The organism is Effusibacillus sp. SKA8 (assembly GCF_058273125.1).
In genome coordinates this window covers 21,065-39,460 of record NZ_JBZCSF010000010.1, presented here as the reverse complement: position 1 = coordinate 39,460, position 18,396 = coordinate 21,065, and the positions used below count along the sequence as shown (strand labels likewise).

Below are 18,396 nucleotides of genomic sequence, written 5' to 3'. Positions count from 1 at the left end.
CCGATACCTCCAAAAGGCAGCCTGCCATGGGAGCATGAATCGCGCTGCAGTTTCCGCGTATCTATCCTATGTGGCAAAAAGCTGACTTGCCTCCGCTACTCCGTCCAACTGGCGAGGTAGCGTTTCTGGTCTTCGGTCAATTCATCGATCTCAATACCCCAGGTCTTTAAACGAAGCTCAGCCACAGATTGGTCGAGATGACTCGGCACCGGATAAACTTTCGGCTGCAGCTCCGACCTTTTTTCCACGACATGACGCAGCGACAGTGCCTGCAGGGCAAACGTCATGTCCATCACCTCAACCGGATGTCCGTCTCCCGCCGCCAGATTCACAAGACGTCCCTCCGCCAAAAGATACACTTTGCGTCCGTCAGCAAACGTGAATTCTTCGATGTTGTGGCGGACCTTCCGAACGGTCTTCGCCAAGGCGTTCAGATCCTGTCTGTTGATCTCCACGTCAAAGTGACCCGCGTTGCAAAGCACGGCACCATCCTTCATCACGTAAAAATGTTCGGCCGTGATGCAATCCTTGTTGCCGGTGACGGTCACGCAAATATCCCCGACGCGGACCGCATCAATCATCGGCATCACTTCGAATCCGTCCATCACCGCTTCCACCGCTTTGATCGGATCGACTTCGGTGACGATCACTTTCGCGCCGAGCCCTTTCGCCCGCATGGCGACCCCCTTGCCGCACCAGCCGTAACCAGCCACAACCACAGTCTTGCCGGAGACGACCAGGTTTGTCGTGCGCATGATGCCGTCCCACACGGATTGTCCCGTCCCGTACCGGTTGTCGAACAGGTATTTGCAGTACGCGTCGTTGACGGCCATCATCGGGAACTGAAGCTTCCCTTCTTTCTCCATCGCCCGCAGGCGAAGAATGCCGGTGGTCGTTTCCTCACATCCCCCGATGATGCTTCTGGTTTGTTCAAAACGCTCATGATGCAGGGTCGACACCAAATCGCCCCCGTCGTCGATAATCGCGTCCGGTCGGAAATCCAGTGCCAGATCAATATGTCGTTTGTATTCCTCCGGGGTCGCTCCATACCAAGCATATGCGTAAATTCCGCCATCGACCAAAGCGGCCACGACATCATCCTGCGTCGACAAAGGATTGGATGCGGCAACTGCCACTTCCGCCCCCCCGGCTTGGATCACCTTTGCGAGATAGGCGGTTTTGGCTTCGAGGTGAAGGCAGATGGTCACCTTCTTGCCTTGAAACGGCTTTTCTTTTTCAAACTGGTTCTTGATGCTGTTCAACAGCGGCATATGGGCAGCGGCCCAGTCGATTTTCAACTTGCCCTGCGGCGCCAGCTTCAGGTCGCGAATTTGCGATCGGGCTGCCGTGACCGACATATTCATCACCTTTTTCATTCAAATTCCGTTTTTATCATACCACAAAATAAGCCGTCCGTTGGAGCGCCCAACAAAAGCTCCACGGACGGCTGCCGCCGCGGCTTAACGGCTGTGCAGTTTTTCGAGCTGTTCAAGGAACAGCGGATTCAAAACTTTGATGTAAGTGCCTTTCATCCCCAGCGAACGGGATTCGATCACGCCGGCCGATTCAAGTTTGCGAATCGCGTTGACGATCACGGATCGGGTGATGCCGACGCGGTCGGCGACTTTGCTCGCAACCAGAAGCCCTTCGCTTCCTTCAAGTTCCTGGAAAATGTGATGAATCGCTTCCTGTTCGGAGAAAGACAGAGATTCGAGAGCCATCGCCACAATCGCGCGATTACGGGCCTGCAGTTGGATTTCTTCCTGCTGGGCCCGCATGATCTCAATTCCGACAACGGTCGCCCCGTATTCGGCCAAGATCAGGTCGTCGTTGTCGAACTGTTTGTTCAGACGGGCGAGCAACAGGGTACCCAGACGTTGACCGCCGGCACGAATCGGCACGATCGTGATGTTCTTCTTCTTAAACACTTCGTTCTCTTCTTCCGAGAACACGTACAGCGGTTCCTTATTCTGCAAATTCTTGACGGTTTCGTCAAATTTCAGCAATGTTTCGTTAAAGTCACCCGGGAACCGTTTCTCAACGTTCATGATCTGATTCCATTCGAGGGTCAATTCGTATTCGGCAAGTCCGTATCCCAAGATTTTACCGCTTTTCGCCACGATGTAAACGTTGGCGCTGATCATTTCGCTGAGAAGCTTCGCCAACTCTTTAAAGTCCACACCTTGCAAAGCGGATTTTTGCAAAAGGCGGTTGAATTTCTGGATTTTTTCCAAAAGAGGCAATGTAGGTCACCTGCTTTTCCTAATTTTTAAATTTCCATAACCATATATAAAGTATTCCAACAAGAAAAAAATTTCAACCTTTTTTCTTCGAATCTTCAAAACTTCACAAAATGTTAAAAAAGAATGATCAAATATAACATTTCCGACACATGTCGCCAGATTTCGATAATAACCTTATAGTATGCAAATTATTCCCAAATTTCAAGATGAATGATCGTCTTTCGCTCACAATCTCTCATTATAGCCAATTTGCAATCCGCTTACAACTTCTCGCTCTTTCCAAATTTCTGCTACACCGTGACCGTGCGACAGTCCGCAGCCAAAGAAAAAAGAGGGGGTTGCCCTCGGGTTTGCGCTTGATTGCACCTGTCCTTCTGTGCCAATGGACTGCAAAGGCCTTTCTCGCCAAATTTTTTCATTCCGTCGTCTCCTCCGCCGCCAAGCTTTCCCTGATCCGATCCTTCAGCACCTGGACAATCCGCGGGTCAAACCCGATCGGTTCCGCAAAACGCATCGCCATGCCGCGATAATTGGACACCTCTTCCCGCACGATCGATTCCGCCTTCCGAACCAGAAAACCGTCCGACAGGAAGTAAGGAATCACGTTCAAGGTCGTAACCCCTTTTTTTACGCAGGTCAAAATTGCTGTCGGTATATCCGGCGGCGTGAGATCGAGAAAAGCGACTTCCACCACTGCAAAGCCTTTACGCAAGCGTATCTCCTTCGCGACCCGATACAAGCCGTCAGCGGCGTTCTCCAGCAGAGAACCGTGCCCGATCAGCAGGATTCCTTCCATCTCCACACCCTCCCGCTTCATGATCAGAATACGCAAATCCGCTTCCCCGCTTATTCACAAACAACGGACCATTGCCGTCTCAAAGGCCGTGCCAACTCCCGCGACAGCCTCGCCAATCGCCGTGTAGAACGCAGTCCGACCGCCTCGGAAATGTGTCCGGCGACCCACACCGCCGTTGCGTTCATTTGTTTCACTCCTTCGATCCTTACCTCCATTGTAACGAAGACCCCCGCGTCTGAGAACTATAAACGGTCGTAACATTAGGGATTCTTTGCCGTTTCGTGTACACTGTTGGTATAAGACAGCGAGAGGAGCGGATACCATGTCTTTAAAACCCAAGAAACCTTCCGAATCGCGAACTGAGATGACCGATATCATCCTTCCCGCGCAGGCCAACACCCACGGCACGATTTTCGGCGGAGAAGTGATGTCTTACGTCGACCGCATAGCGGCGATTGCTGCGGCACGCCATTGCGGGCAACCGGTTGTCACCGCATCGTTTGACAGTCTGGACTTCCTGTCTCCCATCCGGGTCGGCGAAGTGATCATCCTCCGGGCTTCCGTCACCTGGACCGGTCGCACCTCCATTGAAGTGATGGTGACCATTGAAGGAGAGAACATTGCAACAGGAGAGCGGCGGGTGACCGGAGTTTCCTTCTTGACGCTGGTCGCCGTCGACGCGAAAGGCCACCCGGTCGCGGTTCCCCCGATCGAACCGGAAACGGAAGAAGAAAAATACCAGTATGAATTGGCGAAAGAACGGGCAGCGCACCGCAAGCGGCGGCGCGAGAGATTTGACTTTTGAGAAGATTGACCGGATATGTAAAAAAGCCGCCTCACACAAAGAGCACACCGCGTTTTGCGGCGCTCCCTTTCGGTTGAGGCGGCCCGGAATGGCAGTTCCGTCGTAACGGGTGCCCTTATACGCTTGCGATCTGGCTTTTCAGGATTTCCGGAACCTGGGCGATGGCCTCCGGCAGCTTGGAAGCGTCACGACCGCCCGCTTGCGCCAGTTCCGGCCGACCGCCGCCACCACCGCCGGCGATTGCGGCAACTTCCTTCACAATCCTGCCGGCCTGCAAGCCTTTTGCCACAAGGTCTTTCGTGACTGCCGCAACAAAGTTCACTTTGTCCTCATTCGTGCTCCCGACCACCACCACGCCGGAATCAAGCCGGTTACGGAGGTCTTCCGCCACATTCCGCAAGCCATCCGCATCAAGACCGGACAACTCCGCCGCAATGTACGGAATGCCTTCCACGTTTTGGACTTTCCCGGCCAAAGCCTTCACTTCGTAGGAAGCGAGTTTTCCTTTCAAAGACTCGATTTCCTTCGTCAATTCCTTGATATTCGACTGCAACACGTCAACCCGGAACGGAATATCGTTTACGCTGGATTTCAGTTTGCCCGCCACTTCCTCCAGGAGCCTGGTTTGCTGCCGCAGATATTCATAGGCGCCGCGCCCGGTCACCGCTTCGATCCGCCGGATTCCCGCACCGATCGACGATTCGGAAACGATCTTGAAGATTCCAATTTCCCCGGTACGCCCGACATGACAGCCGCCACAAAGCTCGATCGAATAATCGCCCGCCTTGACCACGCGCACCACATCGCCGTATTTTTCGCCAAACAGCGCCATCGCTCCCAGCCGCTTCGCCTCTTCGATCGGCATTTCCCGAATCTCGACCGGGTTGTTGGCCCAGATCTGCTCGTTGACTTTCTGTTCGACAAGGGCAATCTCTTCCGGTGTCATCGCGCTCAGATGCGAGAAGTCGAAACGCAAACGGTCCGCTTCCACGAGGGAGCCCGCCTGCGCCACGTGTTCTCCCAGTACTTCGCGCAGCGCTTTGTGCAACAAATGGGTACCGGTGTGGTTTTTGATGATGTCGGCTCGTTTTTCGACATCGACAGACGCTTCGACCGTGTCAAACACATCGACTTCGCCGGACACCACTTTGACCTTGTGAACGTGGTAGCCGTTTGGAGCCTTTTGCACATCGAGCACCTGCAGTTGCGCTTTCTCGCCGACCGAGATCATTCCCGTATCCGCCACCTGACCGCCCGACTCCGCGTAAAACGGGGTGTGATCGAGAATCATGTCGACAACGTCGCCCTCTTGCGCCGATTTTGCGATGGAACCATCCTTGATCATCGCCAGCACTTTGCCGGAAGAAGCCAGTCTGGTGTAGCCGACGAAAGCGGAAACCAACTCGCCGAGTTCTTCAAAAACCGTGTTTTGCACCTGCATCGAAGATACGTCCTTACGGGCGGCGCGTGCACGCTCCCGTTGATCCTGCAGCGCTGTTTCGAATCCTTCGCGGTCTACGGACAACCCGTTTTCAAGCGCGATGTCCTCTGTCAAGTCAATCGGAAACCCGTACGTATCGTACAGGCGGAACACGTCTTCGCCCGGAATGATCGTTTTGCCTTCCGCTTTGACGCGGTCGATCACTTCAGCCAGGAGATTTTCGCCTTCCTGCAGAGTTTCGGAGAACCGCTCTTCTTCAGCTCTGATCACACGCTCGATAAACTCCCGTTTTTGTACCACTTCCGGATAGTAGACGCCCATGATGTCTCCGACCACTTTCACCAGCGAATACAAAAACGGCTTTTCGATTCCGAGGGTTTTCCCGAACCGCACGGCCCGGCGCAGCAAACGGCGAATGACGTAACCGCGGCCTTCGTTGGACGGAAGCGCTCCGTCGCCGATGGAGAACGTCACGGTCCGCACATGGTCGGCGATCACCTTGAAGGCAACATCCCATTCTTCATTCTGACGATAAGGTTTGCCTGACAGGCGGCTTGTCTCTTCGATGATCGGGAGAAACAAGTCGGTGTCGAAGTTGGTCTCGCCGTTTTGCAGAATCGAGCAAAAACGCTCCAATCCGGCCCCGGTGTCGATATTTTTCTTTGGAAGCTCCGTATAACTTCCGTCCGGATTGTGGTTAAACTGGGAGAACACCAGATTCCACACTTCAAGGAAACGGGTGCCGCCGTCCAAATCCGGATGGAACTGTTCCGGCTGCCCTTTATCCGGATACCGGTCGTAAAAGATCTCGGAACACGGTCCGCAGGGTCCCTCGCCAATGTCCCAAAAATTGTCGTCTTTTGTGCGGGCGATTTTGTTTGCCGGAATCCCGATCTCTTCGTTCCAGATCTTGAACGCCTCGTCATCCTCGTGATGAACCGTCACATACAGCCGCTCTTTGTCGAAACCGATCCACTCTTTGGAAGTCAGAAACTCCCACGCCCAATGAATCGCTTCCCGCTTGAAATAATCCCCAATCGAGAAGTTGCCGAGCATTTCGAAAAACGTATGGTGCCGAGCGGTCCGGCCCACATTTTCGATGTCGTTTGTGCGGATGCATTTCTGGGAGTTGGTCAGCCGTGGGTTCCTCGGAATCTCGCTGCCGTCAAAATACTTTTTCAGCGGCGCCATTCCCGCGTTGATCCACAGCAAAGACGGATCGTTGTAAGGCACCAGACTGGCGCTGGGCACGATTTCATGCCCTTTCGATGCAAAAAACCGGAGAAACTTTTCGCGAATTTCTGCTGATTTCATCAAAATCCTCCTTAAAACACGGACGTTTTAAGCGGAGTGACCTCTGAACGTTTTCCTCCGCCATGCGACACGTACGATGCGCTAGAGTGTCGAATCCACCGTACGGGCGACGCTTGGATCCGACGACGCCAAAAAGCCTTTCGTCCACCACAGGGACGAAAGGCCTCACTCTCGCGGTACCACCCTGATTACCTACCCTCTCCCATCAAAGTCACGGTTTACCCACCAATATGGCGTCACACTTCGACGCAGCTTCCGAATACTTTGGCGGAGACCCTATCATCTGCCAGAATCCCGGAACCTTGACGGGGGACCCGGAAAAGGGCCCGGACAGATCCCTCACATGTGCTGTAACGGGCACAAACCGGCAGGGATTGACTGCACTTGGAAGTAGCTTCCGATACCCTTCACAGAGGAACCCTTTCAGCCGCGGAGTTCCCTCTCTGACTGTGGACTGTATCGTACTCCGTTTCCGCAACGTGTTGTCGATGTAACGATTTCGTCACCCATTATAGCGGTGCCTTGTCTTTGCGTCAACTGATCGGATCGGACGGACACCAGTCAGGCGGACAAGAGGGACGAGAGAGGCGGATCGTTCAGTCGGGCAGACAGTTTCCAGACCGCTCCCCTTAGCCGTACATATACGCGAACGCCATAAGCGTCACGATCCCCAACACCCCCAACGCCAGCAGTCCGACCCGCCGCAAGAGTTCCCCCTCGCGGCCGCTCACGCCTGCCACGGCAGCCCCGAGAGCGACCCGTGACAGGGAGGCCATCGTCAAGTTGGCCGCCGAGGTGTTTTGCACGGCCGCGGCCAAGTCAGCCGGAAGCCCGACCGTCATGGCCATGCCGGTCTGGAAATGCATCCACATCGCGTTCGCCGCAGCGTTCGATCCGGTGACCCAACCGCCCAATCCGCCCACCAACGGCGCCAGTACGGGAAAAGTCGCCCCCGCATCCCTCAGGGACTCCGTGACAATTGCGATCATTTGCGCGTCTTTCATCACGGTTCCGGTCAATACAAATCCTATGGTGGAAAGCGCCGCCGGCCGCACCTGCCGCCACATGTCAGCGATGCTATGCAGCACCTCCGGCAGCATCATGCGAAACATCCGGACGACCGCCGCGCAGGTCAACAGCAGCGCCGTGCCGGGACTGTAAATGTAAGGATGGCTTTTGAACCAAGTGCCGACTTGCGGAATTTCACCGAGCAGCCGGGTTGCCGCAACCAATGCGAGGAACACGGCATAAGGGAAAACCGCTTTTTTAAGCGAAACCTGCGATTTTTCCGGCGTCCGCAAACGGGCTTGCCGGTTCTTCCAGGCAAAACTCAGAACCGTTCCCGCCACAAGCCCCGCGAATACACAGGCCGACTCTACCGAAACAAACCGGTTGCTCAAATACAATCCACCCGACATGAGTCCGGCTGCCAACAACACGTCGCCAACCTGCCTGGCTGTCTCCAACCGCCAGAGACAACCGCCACGGCAAACTACCAGTAAAGCAGAATGGGAATCGCGAAAAGAGCGCTCAGCACTCCCAAGCGGACCACATCAACCCCGGCAATCTCCGCCCCCACCCCCGCAACACTCGTTTCAACAGCCCCGCGCCTGAATACCAGCAACAGCGCCAATATCAAAATCAGTGGACTCAATGCGAAAAAAACAGTCACACAGGTCCCTCCCGCGCCCGGCACAACCGTTCCTGGCACAACGGTTTCCTTTGCCTCCCGGCGAAATAAGATGTATACTATAGCAGGATCTTCGTCGTGAAATAAAATAAGCCCATCTCAACGGGCTTCGTTGCTACCGTATTAAAATTCGATCAAACCGAGCGAAATCATCAGGGCGTCATTGACTCTGGCCATCAGTTCATCGTCCAGGTGGGTAATTTTATCGGTCAACCGCTGTTTGTCGATCGTGCGGATCTGTTCCAGAAGGATGACCGAATCGCGTTCCAGTCCGTTGGGTTCCGCTTTAATCTCAACATGCGTGGGAAGTTTTGCCTTTTGGATCTGTGCGGTAATGGCCGCCACAATCACGGTCGGACTGAACCGGTTGCCGATATCGTTCTGAAGGATGAGCACGGGGCGGAACCCACCCTGTTCAGAACCGACCACGGGTGACAATTCTGCAAAAAACACATCCCCACGCTTGACGTTCAAGGGCTACACCCCGCTTACGAGCCGATCTAATGTGTGGTCCGCTTCCTCTTCCGCAAAAAACGCTTCTGATGCAAGATTCAGATTAATCTTGGCCATTTCCATGTATCCGCGTTGCATGGTCTCGCGGATGTCCCGTTTTTTCCGTTCATTCAGATACAGCCTCATCGCTTGCCGAATCAGTTCACTCCGGTTCGAGTTTTCTTGTTCCACAATACCATCCACTTCCTGAAGAAGATGATTTGGGACACTGATCATAATGCGTTTTGTCTTGGACAAAATCCGGCACCCCCGACACTATACCTAATCGTACCCACTTTGGTATTATACTCGTCTGACGCTCCTCATGTCAAAAGTCTGAATTCTTTATTTCCCCTGAAGAGACGTATTTTCTGGGAACTCTTTTGCCAAGGTCGCAGGCGACTTCGTAAGAAATGGTTCCCATCCAGTCGGCCACTTCATCCAGCGAAATAAACTCTTCTCCCTGTCCGCCGTACAAAACCGCCTCATCGCCAAGCTCCACATCTTCGATATCGGTGACGTCCACCATACACTGGTCCATACAGATCCGACCGATGACCGGCGCCCGTTTTCCCCGAATCAAAACTTGAGCCTTCCCGCTCAAAAGCCGCGAAAATCCGTCGCCATACCCAACGGGAAGTGTGGCGATCACCGCTTGTTCCCGCTGCACTCTGGTTGCTCCGTAAGACACTCCGGCCCCGCGCGGCAATGTTTTGAGATGAACGACGTGGGACAGAAAGCGGATCGCCTGCCGGAGCTGCACCTTTGAACGGTTGACTTCTTTTGATGGATACAGACCGTACAGCGATATGCCTATCCTTACCATATCATAAGCCATATCGGGATACTCGATCGCCGCTGCGCTGTTTGCAATGTGCCTGAACGGAATCCGAATCCGCCGTTTCTCGAGTTCGGCCAGCAGTTTCTTCCATCTGGCAATTTGCCCCTGTGCGTAAGTTTTATTCGCTTCGTCCGCCGTGGCAAAGTGTGAAAACACACCTTCCAGGTCAATGCCTTCCCGGTTTCGGACCGCGCTGATGAAATCGGCCGCTTCCTCCGCCTGCAGCCCGATTCTCCCCATGCCGGTATCCACTTTTACGTGCACGTGCGCCGTTTTCCCCAGAGCAACGGCCGCTTTGGCGAGCGCATCCACCAACTCGGTTTGAAACACCGTCTGCGACAAGTTCCAGCGCAACACCTCTTCCGCCGCCGCAGGCGGCGTGAACCCCAACACGAGAATCGGCGCTTCGATTCCCGCATGTCGCAGTTCAATCCCTTCTTCCACACAGGCCACGGCCAAGTAGTCGCATCCCGCCGCAAGTGCGCGTTTTGCGACCCGCACCGCGCCATGGCCGTATCCGTCCGCTTTGACGGATGCCATGATTCGCGTGTGGGGCGGGAGAATCCTGCGAAACTCCCGGATGTTGTGCGCGATGTGATCCAGATTCACTTCCGCCCAAGTTGGTCGAATCATGTCGCCGTCCCGCTCCAATCTTTTATTCTTTAAGCCTATCAAGCGCCCGCCGAATCCGTCAAGCCCTCGGTCGGCGGCACTGTCGGTCGGCGCAGCGGCGCGGGAAAAGGGCGATCCCCCACCCCGAAAGATTCCGGTCTTGCGATCCGGACTCGGTCATTTGCCGACTGTTCCCATCGTCGATTGGGCAATTCTTGTCATTTCGGATACCGGTAAAGCGGAAGTCATCGAAAATTCCACCCCGCGGCAGGTCCAGTACATGGTTTTGACGTCTCCCGCTCCTGTGACAACCGCGGGTGTCCCAAACAGATCCTGCACTTTGGCTTCCGGCAGCACTGCCGTTCCCGGGGCTGGACGACGTTCCGCAATCGTCACCGTCTTGCCCGCCGCATCCTGATAGAACAGATACATCGCGCCGTCTTGTTCTTTGATTTCCTTCAGTGTCATGCCTGTTGGCAAATAGGTGGGTTCGATCACGCCAAAATCGGTCTTGCCCGCCGTCACCGACACCGCTCCTTTGTCCGTACCAAGCGCCATCGCGGCCTCTGGCGTAAAATCATCTTTTTTAAAGTTTACGTCTGTTTCAAACGACTCGTAATCGACCGTGACAATCTGCTGATCTTCTTTACCGAGCAACACCATTTTTTTCGGGTGGAGTTTTCTGTCTTCCAGGACGATTTGCTGTTTGGTGATCAGCGGATTTTCCGGCGTCATCCGCATCTCAATCACGACAACGCCCTCTTGAGTCGAAAATCGCTTGTCGGTCTCGTTCAGGATTCTGTCGATCATCGCATGATACAAATACACGTGCCCTCCCTGATTCTCCGTCCAATCTCCCCGGAACCGGAAGCTCTTTTTCAGCTGGGGATTGACGACAAAAATGCCCTCGTCGTTTCGGACAATCACCTGGTTGATGTCCCTCTGCTCGTTGCCGAGCGCAATCCGGTAGAAGTTGGGGGCTTGGAACCAAGTCTCAATATAGTACTTCGTGGACGAAGACGGCGTTTGCACCGACATCATCGCTTTGCTTTTGTAGGATTTCAGGTCTTTGCGAACTCCCTCGAGATCTTTCATCACATTTTCCATCGTCCGTTTGCCGCAAGCGACCAGCCCCAGGCTCAGCACCAGGACAGTCACCATGAAAAGAACAAACGATTTGCGCATAGTACCACTCCTTTTTTCATCCAACGGCTGTCCGTCCATCTGATTCCAAGATATTCGGCCAGTCCCGGGAATAGTACAAGGCAGCTTTTCCCAATCCCGCCCATTTTCGTTTTCTCGGGCGTTTGTCCCTGCCGTTTTGTCCGTCAATTGCATGTATTATACTGACGGATCCGGAAAGGAGGGATTTGCATGTACGGTGTTTTCGGCAACTATACTCGCTGGGCAGTGGTATTTCTGATCATCTTCGTACTGTTCATCCTGCTCATTCCAGATGGTGTCACCGCTTCGCCATAAATTTAAAAAACCTGCCGTTTGCGGCAGGTTTTTCGCTGTCTTTTTTCGCTGGCCGACAGTTGCCGGAGACGAAGACATCTTTTCCTAAACGCGTTCCTGCAACCAGTCGACGATGTGTTGATAGATCAGTTCCTTGCCGTGATCCTGCAGGATCCGATGTTTGATACGGGGAAGCAGCATCAGTTGTTTATCCGTCACCTGTAAAGAATCGTAAAATTCTTGGACGGAAGCCGGATCGATTATTGTATCGTCCGCACCGCAGAGACATAATACGGAAAGTCCGAAATTTTTTGTCCTGTTTAATGCCCGGTGACCGTTAACCAGGAGTTCGGTGAACCAGCGAACAGAAAATTGATTGGTGGACAAAGGATCAACATCTTCTGCCAATTCACCGTCAAAAATGGATTTAAAGCAGGGAATCCTTGTTGCGACGGTTCTCCACTTACGCAAATCCACACAAAGCTCCGGTTTTATTCCGGACATGACATACGCCGCACAATACAGGGAAACCGGAATGCGGAAACGGAGCCTTAAAGCCGGAGCTGACAGAATCGCTCCCCGAAGAAAGCTCCGGCGTTCCTGGCCGTAACGGATTACAATCGTTCCGCCGAGACTGTGTCCCAATAAAAAAACGGGTTCTCCAGGATGCTTTTTTCTTACATACTCAATAAACAGATCAAGATCATCCAGGTACTGACTAAAGGAAGACACATGCCCGCGTTTTCCCGGCGACTGACCGAACCCCCGCAAATCCAACGCATAGAAAGCGATGCCGCGTTGGGAACAATAGATTCCCAATTCGGAAAACTGTCCTGAGTGTTGCCCCGCGCCATGGACCAACACAAGAATCAGCCGGGGACTTGTTGGAACCAGGGAACGATAGAAAAGCTCCATCTGATGATCGGGACGAAAACGCTGTCCAACATCCCAAAGAGAACTTTTCATTAACATAAAAAATAACGGGCTCCTTCTGCTGGAGATTTGGACAACTCACGCAGTAAGTATGAGCATCAGCCGGAGCCCTTAATACTGGAAAAGAAAAGAAATTTTTAGTTAACACGCACCTTTGCAGCAGGCCGTTTTTCGTAAAGACGCCGAATTTTACACCACGTCGTAACCGGCGTCTTCAATCGCCTCTTTCATTTGCTCGACAGTAACCGCTCCGTCCCAGTACTCGACGGTTACGGTCCCCCCTTGCAGGTCGACGAGCGATCGTTCCACCCCATCCAGTTCCGCAAGCGCCCCTTCGATCGCCTTCACGCAATGACCGCAAGACATCCCTTTTACATTCAGTGTAACGGTTGCCATCTTTCACTCCTCCTTAAAAATAGGGTTTCATTTATCACATCGTGTGCCAACGCTTCAGCAGAAGCGAATTGGACACGACAGATACGGAACTGAGCGCCATCGCCCCCCCTGCCAAAATCGGACTGAGAAATCCGATGGCGGCAAAGGGAATCCCGATGATGTTGTAGATAAACGCCCAAAACAGATTTTGCTTGATCTTTAGCATGGTCATTTTCGACAAACGAATGGCATCCGGAATGCTCCGCAGATCGCCGCGCATAAGGGTGATGTCGGCCGCTTCCATCGCCACGTCCGTGCCGGTGCCGATCGCCATGCCGACATCGGCCGCCGCGAGAGCAGGCGCGTCGTTAATCCCGTCGCCGACCATGGCGACGACTTTTCCCTGCTCCTTCAGCTTGATCACTTCTTGTGCTTTATGCTCGGGCAGAACTTCCGCCAGCACCCGGTCGATTCCCACTTCGCGGGCGATCGCCTCGGCCGTCCGGCGGTTGTCGCCCGTGATCATCACCACTTCAATCCCCATATCTTTCAGGACGCGGATCGCTTCGGCCGACGTTTCCTTCACAGTATCCGCCACCGCAACGGCTCCGGCAAAAGATCCCTCCACCGCTACGATTATGACGGTTTTGCCCTCGCTTTCAAGCGACTCGATCCACTCGATATGCGATGACACGTCAACATCGTTGTCGCTCATCAGTTTGAGGTTGCCGATCAGCACCCTTCTCCCGTCAACCTCCGCCTCGATTCCATGGCCGGGAACCGCTTTGAATTTTTTTGCCGGAAGCAACGGAACGCCTTGCGCCTTGGCCCGTTCGACAATTGCCGCTCCAAGCGGGTGTTCGGAACCGGCTTCCGCGCTGGCAGCAATCCGCAGCAGTTCCCGCGCCGACTTGAGATCAACCGGTATCAAATCGGTCACTTCCGGTTTCCCTTTTGTAATGGTGCCGGTTTTATCAAGCACAACCGTCGTAATCTTATGGGCCGTTTCCAGCGATTCGCCGCCTTTGATGAGAATTCCGCTTTCCGCTCCGCGGCCGGTTCCCACCATGATCGCGGTCGGAGTCGCCAGTCCCAGAGCGCAGGGACACGCGATCACAAGCACGGCCACCGCGTGGATCAAGCCTTGTTGAAAATCTGCCAACCACCACGTAAGCAAAAAGGTCAGAGCCGCTATGCCCAATACGGACGGCACAAAAATTCCCGCAATCTTGTCCGCCAAGCGTTGGATCGGCGCTTTCGACCCCTGTGCTTCGTCGACCAGGCGGATAATCTGGGCCAATGCGGTATCCTTGCCGACTTTTGTCGCCCGGAACCGGAACGAGCCGTGTTTGTTCAGCGTGGCTCCGATCACCTCGTCGCCCGGCGACTTGCTGACAGGTACGCTTTCGCCTGTCAACATCGACTCGTCCAGTGTCGAGTGGCCTTCCACAATCACGCCGTCCACCGGCACTTTTTCGCCGGGTCGAACCACAATCAGATCGCCCACCCGCACCTCTTCAATCGGCACATCGATCTCCTGGTTGTCACGGATGACGCGCGCGGTCTTGGCCTGGAGCTTGATCAGCTTTTTAATCGCTTCCGACGTCTGCCCTTTCGCCCGCTGTTCAAGGAGTTTGCCGAGCAGGATCAATGTGATGACCACCGTGGACGCTTCGTAATAAACTTCCCCGGATTCCCGGAACGTAAAATATACGCTGTAAAAATAGGCTGCGGAAGTGCCCAGCGCCACCAGCACATCCATGTTGGCGTTGCCTCCGCGAAGGGATTTGTAAGCACCTTCGTAGAAGCGCCAGCCGATCCAAAACTGTACAACCGTCGCCAGCGCGAACTGCAGGTAGACCGACAGCATCACTTCGTATTTGGCAAACATCCCGGTCATCTGAATCAAAAATGGCAGCGTCAAAAGCGACGAGATGATCACCCGCAGTTCCAGTTTTTCGTACTCTCTCCGCCGACGCAACTGTTCTTCCTCTTCATTGACCCGAACGATTTCTTTTGCGCCGTATCCCGTTTTTTCGACGACTTCGATCAGCTTCTTGACGTCGGTGACTCCCGGTTCGTATTCAATCACCGCTTTTTCGCTGGCGAGATTCACATTCGCCTTGACGACGCCCGGCGCTTTATTCAGCCGTTTCTCAATACGCGTCGAGCACGCCGCACAAGTCATTCCCGTAACCGCCAGCTCGATCCGTTCCTTTTTCCCGGTTTTTTCCGGAATCGTTCGACTCATCCTGTCTCCCTCCTGTCTCCCCGGCAGGGTAGGTACCCGTCAAATCATTATTTTGCAAACACGCGAATGACTTCCAGCAATTCGTCAATATGTTTGGACCCGTCACCCTCTTTAATCGCGTGGGCGACACACCCCCGGGTGTGGCTGTCAAGCAGACTGAGCCCCACTTTGTTGGTGGCCGCTTTGACCGCCGCCAACTGCGTGAGGATATCGACACAGTAACGGTCCTCCTCAATCATCTTCTGTATGCCGCGAATCTGGCCTTCGATTTTTTTCAGGCGTTTCAGCAAATCATCCTTATCGCAATGATAAGCATACATAGGGCCCGCTCCTTTCCGGCAAAACTTCTGTCTGTATGTATTTATACGATACCCCGCTAGGGTAGTCAACAAACAATTTGCGAACTTTTTCCCGTAATTTGTGATAACTTAGAAATGAGAGGTGTTAGAAATTTAGAGGTGATGGTCATGGTGGTTAAAGTGTTTGCCACGTTCCGGCAAATCGTGTCCGGAAAGGAAGTCTCGCTCGACATCCGGGAAGGACAGACCGTTCGGGATCTGCTCCTCGCTCTTATCGAACGGTTTCCCGCATTTGAAAATGAACTGTTCGATACGGAACAACGCCTACTGCCTCATGTGCATGTATTTGTCAACGGCAAAAATATTATTCACGGCGGCGGACTTGAAACCGTCCTTGCGGAGACAGACGAAGTCGCTCTCATTCCGCCCGTGGGAGGCGGATAATCATTGCTGCGGCTTGAATTTCGCGGACTCTATCGGTCAGCGTACAAACAGTTTTTGTTGGAGCTTGGCGGAAGCGAGAAAGCGCCGCCCGCATCCGGCGAAAGCGGTGCGACAGGCAAAAAACCTGTCTTGATTGAAGGAGAGGGCTGGCTCGCACAATTGGAGCCGGAAGACATGCTTATTTTTTCAAAAGGGATGGGGATTCCGCGTACGTTTATCACCTTTTCGGGAGAGCCGGAAACGGTCAACCGGGTGGTGGGGCGGTTCCGTCTGAAAGCCCTGCGGGGCGGGGGCTAACAGCCTTAGTCACATGGCCTTGCCTCCGGCACAAACAAAAAGAAGGCTCCACAGCACCGTGAAACCTTCTGAATTTTTAATTCCCCGACGATGTCGGGCGATTACGCGATTACTCCGTCTTCCCGGTCCGCAACCGGCTCGATTCCCAGTTCGCGCAGCTTCTGCGCCGACACAACGCCGTTGATCCAACCCCGTTCCCGATAGTATTCCTTCAGCATTTCCGGCAGTTTGCTGACTTCTCCCTGGCTGCCGCCGGTTCCGCCTTCCGTCAGGAAGCGTACTGGCAATGTGTCGTCTTTGCCGTCAAAGCCCGCCAGGTTGTTATAATAGCGTTCTAAGTTGTAGATTCGCTCGCCGATTTTGAACACGTCTTCCATCGTGATGTCGATCCCGACCACCGCCGAATACTGTTCCGCATACTCCTGCGCCCCTTCGGCAAAGGCCGAGAACTTGCAGATGTCCAGCGAATCGGAGAACGAATGCAGATCCTGGAAGATCTTGAGCAACGCCCCTTTGCCTTCCGCTTTCAAGCGGTCGGTCGGTTCCGGAATCCCCATGATCTCGCTTGCCACCGTGTATCCGCGCAAATGGCAGGCACCCCGGTTGCTTGTCGCGTACCCCAATCCGATTCCTTGGATGCCCCGCGGGTCATACGCCGGGATCGACTGGTTCTTCACAACCATCGCCAGATTGGGCTCCCCGAATGCGGCGGCAGCCCGGCCGGCTCCTTCCGCCAGAACGTTGCCGATTCCCTCGCGCATGGCCGTCTTGCGAATCCACTCGATCATCCGGTCGGCATCGCCCCAGTCGATCTCTTCCCGGTGCAGCCCTTTTTCATACGCTTCCATTGCAGTCGACAGGGCATTCCCCATCTCGATCGTATCCAGTCCGTACTCGTTGCACCGGTCGATCATGAAAGCAATGGCTTCCTTGTGGTTCGTGCCGCAGTTGGCTCCCAGCGCCCAAGCCGATTCGTACTCATAACTTTCCACGCGGGTCTTGTATTTTCCGTCCGGCACCTCGACCAGCTTTTTGCAAGCAACCGGACACGCGTGACAGGTCGGTTCTTCCGCGAGGATCGTGTCCCGGATCGTCTCGCCGCTGATGTCGTCCGCGCCCTCAAAGTGAGAAAACTGCGAGTTCCTTGTCGGCAAAGCGCCCGCAGTATTGGTCACGTTCATCAGCACATTGGTTCCGTAACGCGACAAACCGCCCTTGTTCGGCGCGGTGACCGGGCTTTCCAGAATCGCCTTCAGCCCCTTGCGGACCGCTTCCTTGTATTTTTCCTCGTCCGCCGGTTTCGGCATGTTGGATTTGCCCTTGATGACGATCGCTTTCAGGTTCTTGTGCCCCATCACCGCGCCGGTGCCGCCCCGTCCCGCGGAACGGTCGTGTTCGTTGATGATGGAGGCGAATCTTACGAGATTCTCACCCGCCTGCCCGATCGCCATGACACTGATATCCTTGCTGCCATAGCGCTCCTTCAATTTCCGAATGGTCGCCCTTACGCCCAATCCCCAAAGCTCGGAAGCGTCCCGCAGTTCGGCATGACCGTTCTCCACATACAGATAGACGGGTTTGTCGCTTTGTCCTTTAAAGACCAATGCGTCAAAATTGGCCCATTTCAGACGCGCGGCCGTCCAGCCGCCCATGTGCGAATCAGTGACGGTGCCGGTCAGCGGCGATTTGGTGACCACGCACAAACGGCCGCTCATGTTGACTCGTGTGCCTGTCAAAGGCCCGGTCATTACGCACAACAAGTTGTCCGGCGAGAACGGTTCCACCTGCGGCCCATTGTCCAACAGATACTTGACGCCGAGTCCCCTTCCGCCGACATATTTTCTTGCGTCCTCCTCATGGATTCCTCGATATTCAACCGTCCGGTTGGTCAAATCGACCCATGCCACCCTGTTGCGATATCCTCCTAAACGCATACCCGTCCCCTCCAAATTTTATAAAAATTCAAACTATTTATTTTTTATTATACATCAAAGTTTCTGCATGACAAATATCCAACTTTTCACCGACAGGTTATCCCTGACTTGCCGTACGCTTAAAATAGAAAAAAACGCTTCCGGCGCCGTCAGCGCCTTCCCGCTCCGTTG

The 18,396-nt window shown here is 54.2% G+C and carries 19 protein-coding genes; 3 read left to right on the top strand and 16 right to left on the bottom strand.

The window, feature by feature from the left end:
- Positions 1 to 95: 95 nt before the first annotated feature.
- From AC4ED1_RS09590 to AC4ED1_RS09575, 4 genes are all read right to left on the bottom strand, one after another.
- The gene (locus tag AC4ED1_RS09590; RefSeq protein WP_490937997.1) at positions 96 to 1,358 is read right to left on the bottom strand and encodes an adenosylhomocysteinase; all 1,263 of its coding nucleotides are present in this window, start codon (positions 1,356 to 1,358) and stop codon (positions 96 to 98) included.
- A 102-nt stretch (positions 1,359 to 1,460) separates the two neighbouring features.
- A complete protein-coding gene (codY, locus tag AC4ED1_RS09585) occupies positions 1,461 to 2,243 on the bottom strand; it encodes a GTP-sensing pleiotropic transcriptional regulator CodY (protein WP_490937995.1) in 783 nt (260 codons plus the stop codon).
- Positions 2,244 to 2,658: 415 nt separating this feature from the next.
- Positions 2,659 to 3,075: a sirohydrochlorin chelatase gene (locus AC4ED1_RS09580; RefSeq protein ID WP_490937993.1), complete on the bottom strand. Its 417-nt coding sequence runs from the start codon at positions 3,073 to 3,075 to the stop codon at positions 2,659 to 2,661.
- Between the two features lie 14 nt (positions 3,076 to 3,089).
- Entirely contained in the window at positions 3,090 to 3,224 is a 135-nt protein-coding gene (locus AC4ED1_RS09575) for a hypothetical protein (RefSeq protein ID WP_490937991.1), read from the bottom strand.
- A 137-nt stretch (positions 3,225 to 3,361) separates the two neighbouring features.
- On the opposite strand from AC4ED1_RS09575, the gene AC4ED1_RS09570 reads away from it, so the two are divergent.
- Positions 3,362 to 3,844, top strand: a complete 483-nt coding sequence (locus tag AC4ED1_RS09570; protein WP_490937989.1) for an acyl-CoA thioesterase — start codon at positions 3,362 to 3,364, stop codon at positions 3,842 to 3,844.
- 115 nt (positions 3,845 to 3,959) lie between these two features.
- Here AC4ED1_RS09570 and alaS read toward each other — a convergent pair whose 3' ends face one another.
- The 11 genes from alaS to AC4ED1_RS09515 all read right to left on the bottom strand — a co-directional run bounded on the left by alaS (position 3,960) and on the right by AC4ED1_RS09515 (position 15,571).
- On the bottom strand, positions 3,960 to 6,599 hold the full coding sequence (gene alaS / locus AC4ED1_RS09565; protein ID WP_490937987.1) for an alanine--tRNA ligase: 2,640 nt from the start codon (positions 6,597 to 6,599) through the stop codon (positions 3,960 to 3,962).
- A 629-nt stretch (positions 6,600 to 7,228) separates the two neighbouring features.
- On the bottom strand, positions 7,229 to 7,999 hold the full coding sequence (locus tag AC4ED1_RS09560; protein ID WP_490937985.1) for an L-lactate permease: 771 nt from the start codon (positions 7,997 to 7,999) through the stop codon (positions 7,229 to 7,231).
- A gap of 92 nt (positions 8,000 to 8,091) precedes the next feature.
- Complete coding sequence (locus AC4ED1_RS09555; RefSeq protein WP_490937983.1) at positions 8,092 to 8,271, bottom strand: hypothetical protein; 180 nt, start codon at positions 8,269 to 8,271, stop codon at positions 8,092 to 8,094.
- Between the two features lie 141 nt (positions 8,272 to 8,412).
- On the bottom strand, positions 8,413 to 8,763 hold the full coding sequence (locus AC4ED1_RS09550; RefSeq protein WP_490937981.1) for a type II toxin-antitoxin system PemK/MazF family toxin: 351 nt from the start codon (positions 8,761 to 8,763) through the stop codon (positions 8,413 to 8,415).
- A gap of 3 nt (positions 8,764 to 8,766) precedes the next feature.
- On the bottom strand, positions 8,767 to 9,018 hold the full coding sequence (locus AC4ED1_RS09545; RefSeq protein ID WP_490938138.1) for a CopG family ribbon-helix-helix protein: 252 nt from the start codon (positions 9,016 to 9,018) through the stop codon (positions 8,767 to 8,769).
- A 91-nt stretch (positions 9,019 to 9,109) separates the two neighbouring features.
- A complete protein-coding gene (gene alr / locus AC4ED1_RS09540) occupies positions 9,110 to 10,255 on the bottom strand; it encodes an alanine racemase (protein ID WP_490937979.1) in 1,146 nt (381 codons plus the stop codon).
- A 156-nt stretch (positions 10,256 to 10,411) separates the two neighbouring features.
- Positions 10,412 to 11,419: an outer membrane lipoprotein-sorting protein gene (locus AC4ED1_RS09535; RefSeq protein WP_490937977.1), complete on the bottom strand. Its 1,008-nt coding sequence runs from the start codon at positions 11,417 to 11,419 to the stop codon at positions 10,412 to 10,414.
- A gap of 378 nt (positions 11,420 to 11,797) precedes the next feature.
- Entirely contained in the window at positions 11,798 to 12,664 is an 867-nt protein-coding gene (locus AC4ED1_RS09530) for an alpha/beta hydrolase (protein WP_490937975.1), read from the bottom strand.
- A gap of 150 nt (positions 12,665 to 12,814) precedes the next feature.
- Positions 12,815 to 13,021, bottom strand: a complete 207-nt coding sequence (gene copZ / locus AC4ED1_RS09525; protein WP_490937973.1) for a copper chaperone CopZ — start codon at positions 13,019 to 13,021, stop codon at positions 12,815 to 12,817.
- Positions 13,022 to 13,055: 34 nt separating this feature from the next.
- Positions 13,056 to 15,251 (bottom strand): heavy metal translocating P-type ATPase, encoded by a 2,196-nt coding sequence (locus tag AC4ED1_RS09520; protein ID WP_490937972.1) that lies wholly within the window; start codon positions 15,249 to 15,251, stop codon positions 13,056 to 13,058.
- Positions 15,252 to 15,298: 47 nt separating this feature from the next.
- The gene (locus AC4ED1_RS09515) at positions 15,299 to 15,571 is read right to left on the bottom strand and encodes a metal-sensitive transcriptional regulator (protein ID WP_490937970.1); all 273 of its coding nucleotides are present in this window, start codon (positions 15,569 to 15,571) and stop codon (positions 15,299 to 15,301) included.
- 147 nt (positions 15,572 to 15,718) lie between these two features.
- On the opposite strand from AC4ED1_RS09515, the gene AC4ED1_RS09510 reads away from it, so the two are divergent.
- Both AC4ED1_RS09510 and AC4ED1_RS09505 read left to right on the top strand, forming a co-directional pair.
- Complete coding sequence (locus AC4ED1_RS09510) at positions 15,719 to 15,994, top strand: ubiquitin-like small modifier protein 1 (protein WP_490937968.1); 276 nt, start codon at positions 15,719 to 15,721, stop codon at positions 15,992 to 15,994.
- Between the two features lie 3 nt (positions 15,995 to 15,997).
- Positions 15,998 to 16,291 (top strand): MoaD-like domain-containing protein, encoded by a 294-nt coding sequence (locus AC4ED1_RS09505; RefSeq protein ID WP_490937966.1) that lies wholly within the window; start codon positions 15,998 to 16,000, stop codon positions 16,289 to 16,291.
- 101 nt (positions 16,292 to 16,392) lie between these two features.
- Here the strand turns inward: AC4ED1_RS09505 and AC4ED1_RS09500 are convergent, their stop codons facing one another.
- Entirely contained in the window at positions 16,393 to 18,225 is a 1,833-nt protein-coding gene (locus AC4ED1_RS09500; RefSeq protein WP_490937964.1) for an aldehyde ferredoxin oxidoreductase family protein, read from the bottom strand.
- Positions 18,226 to 18,396: the final 171 nt, after the last annotated feature.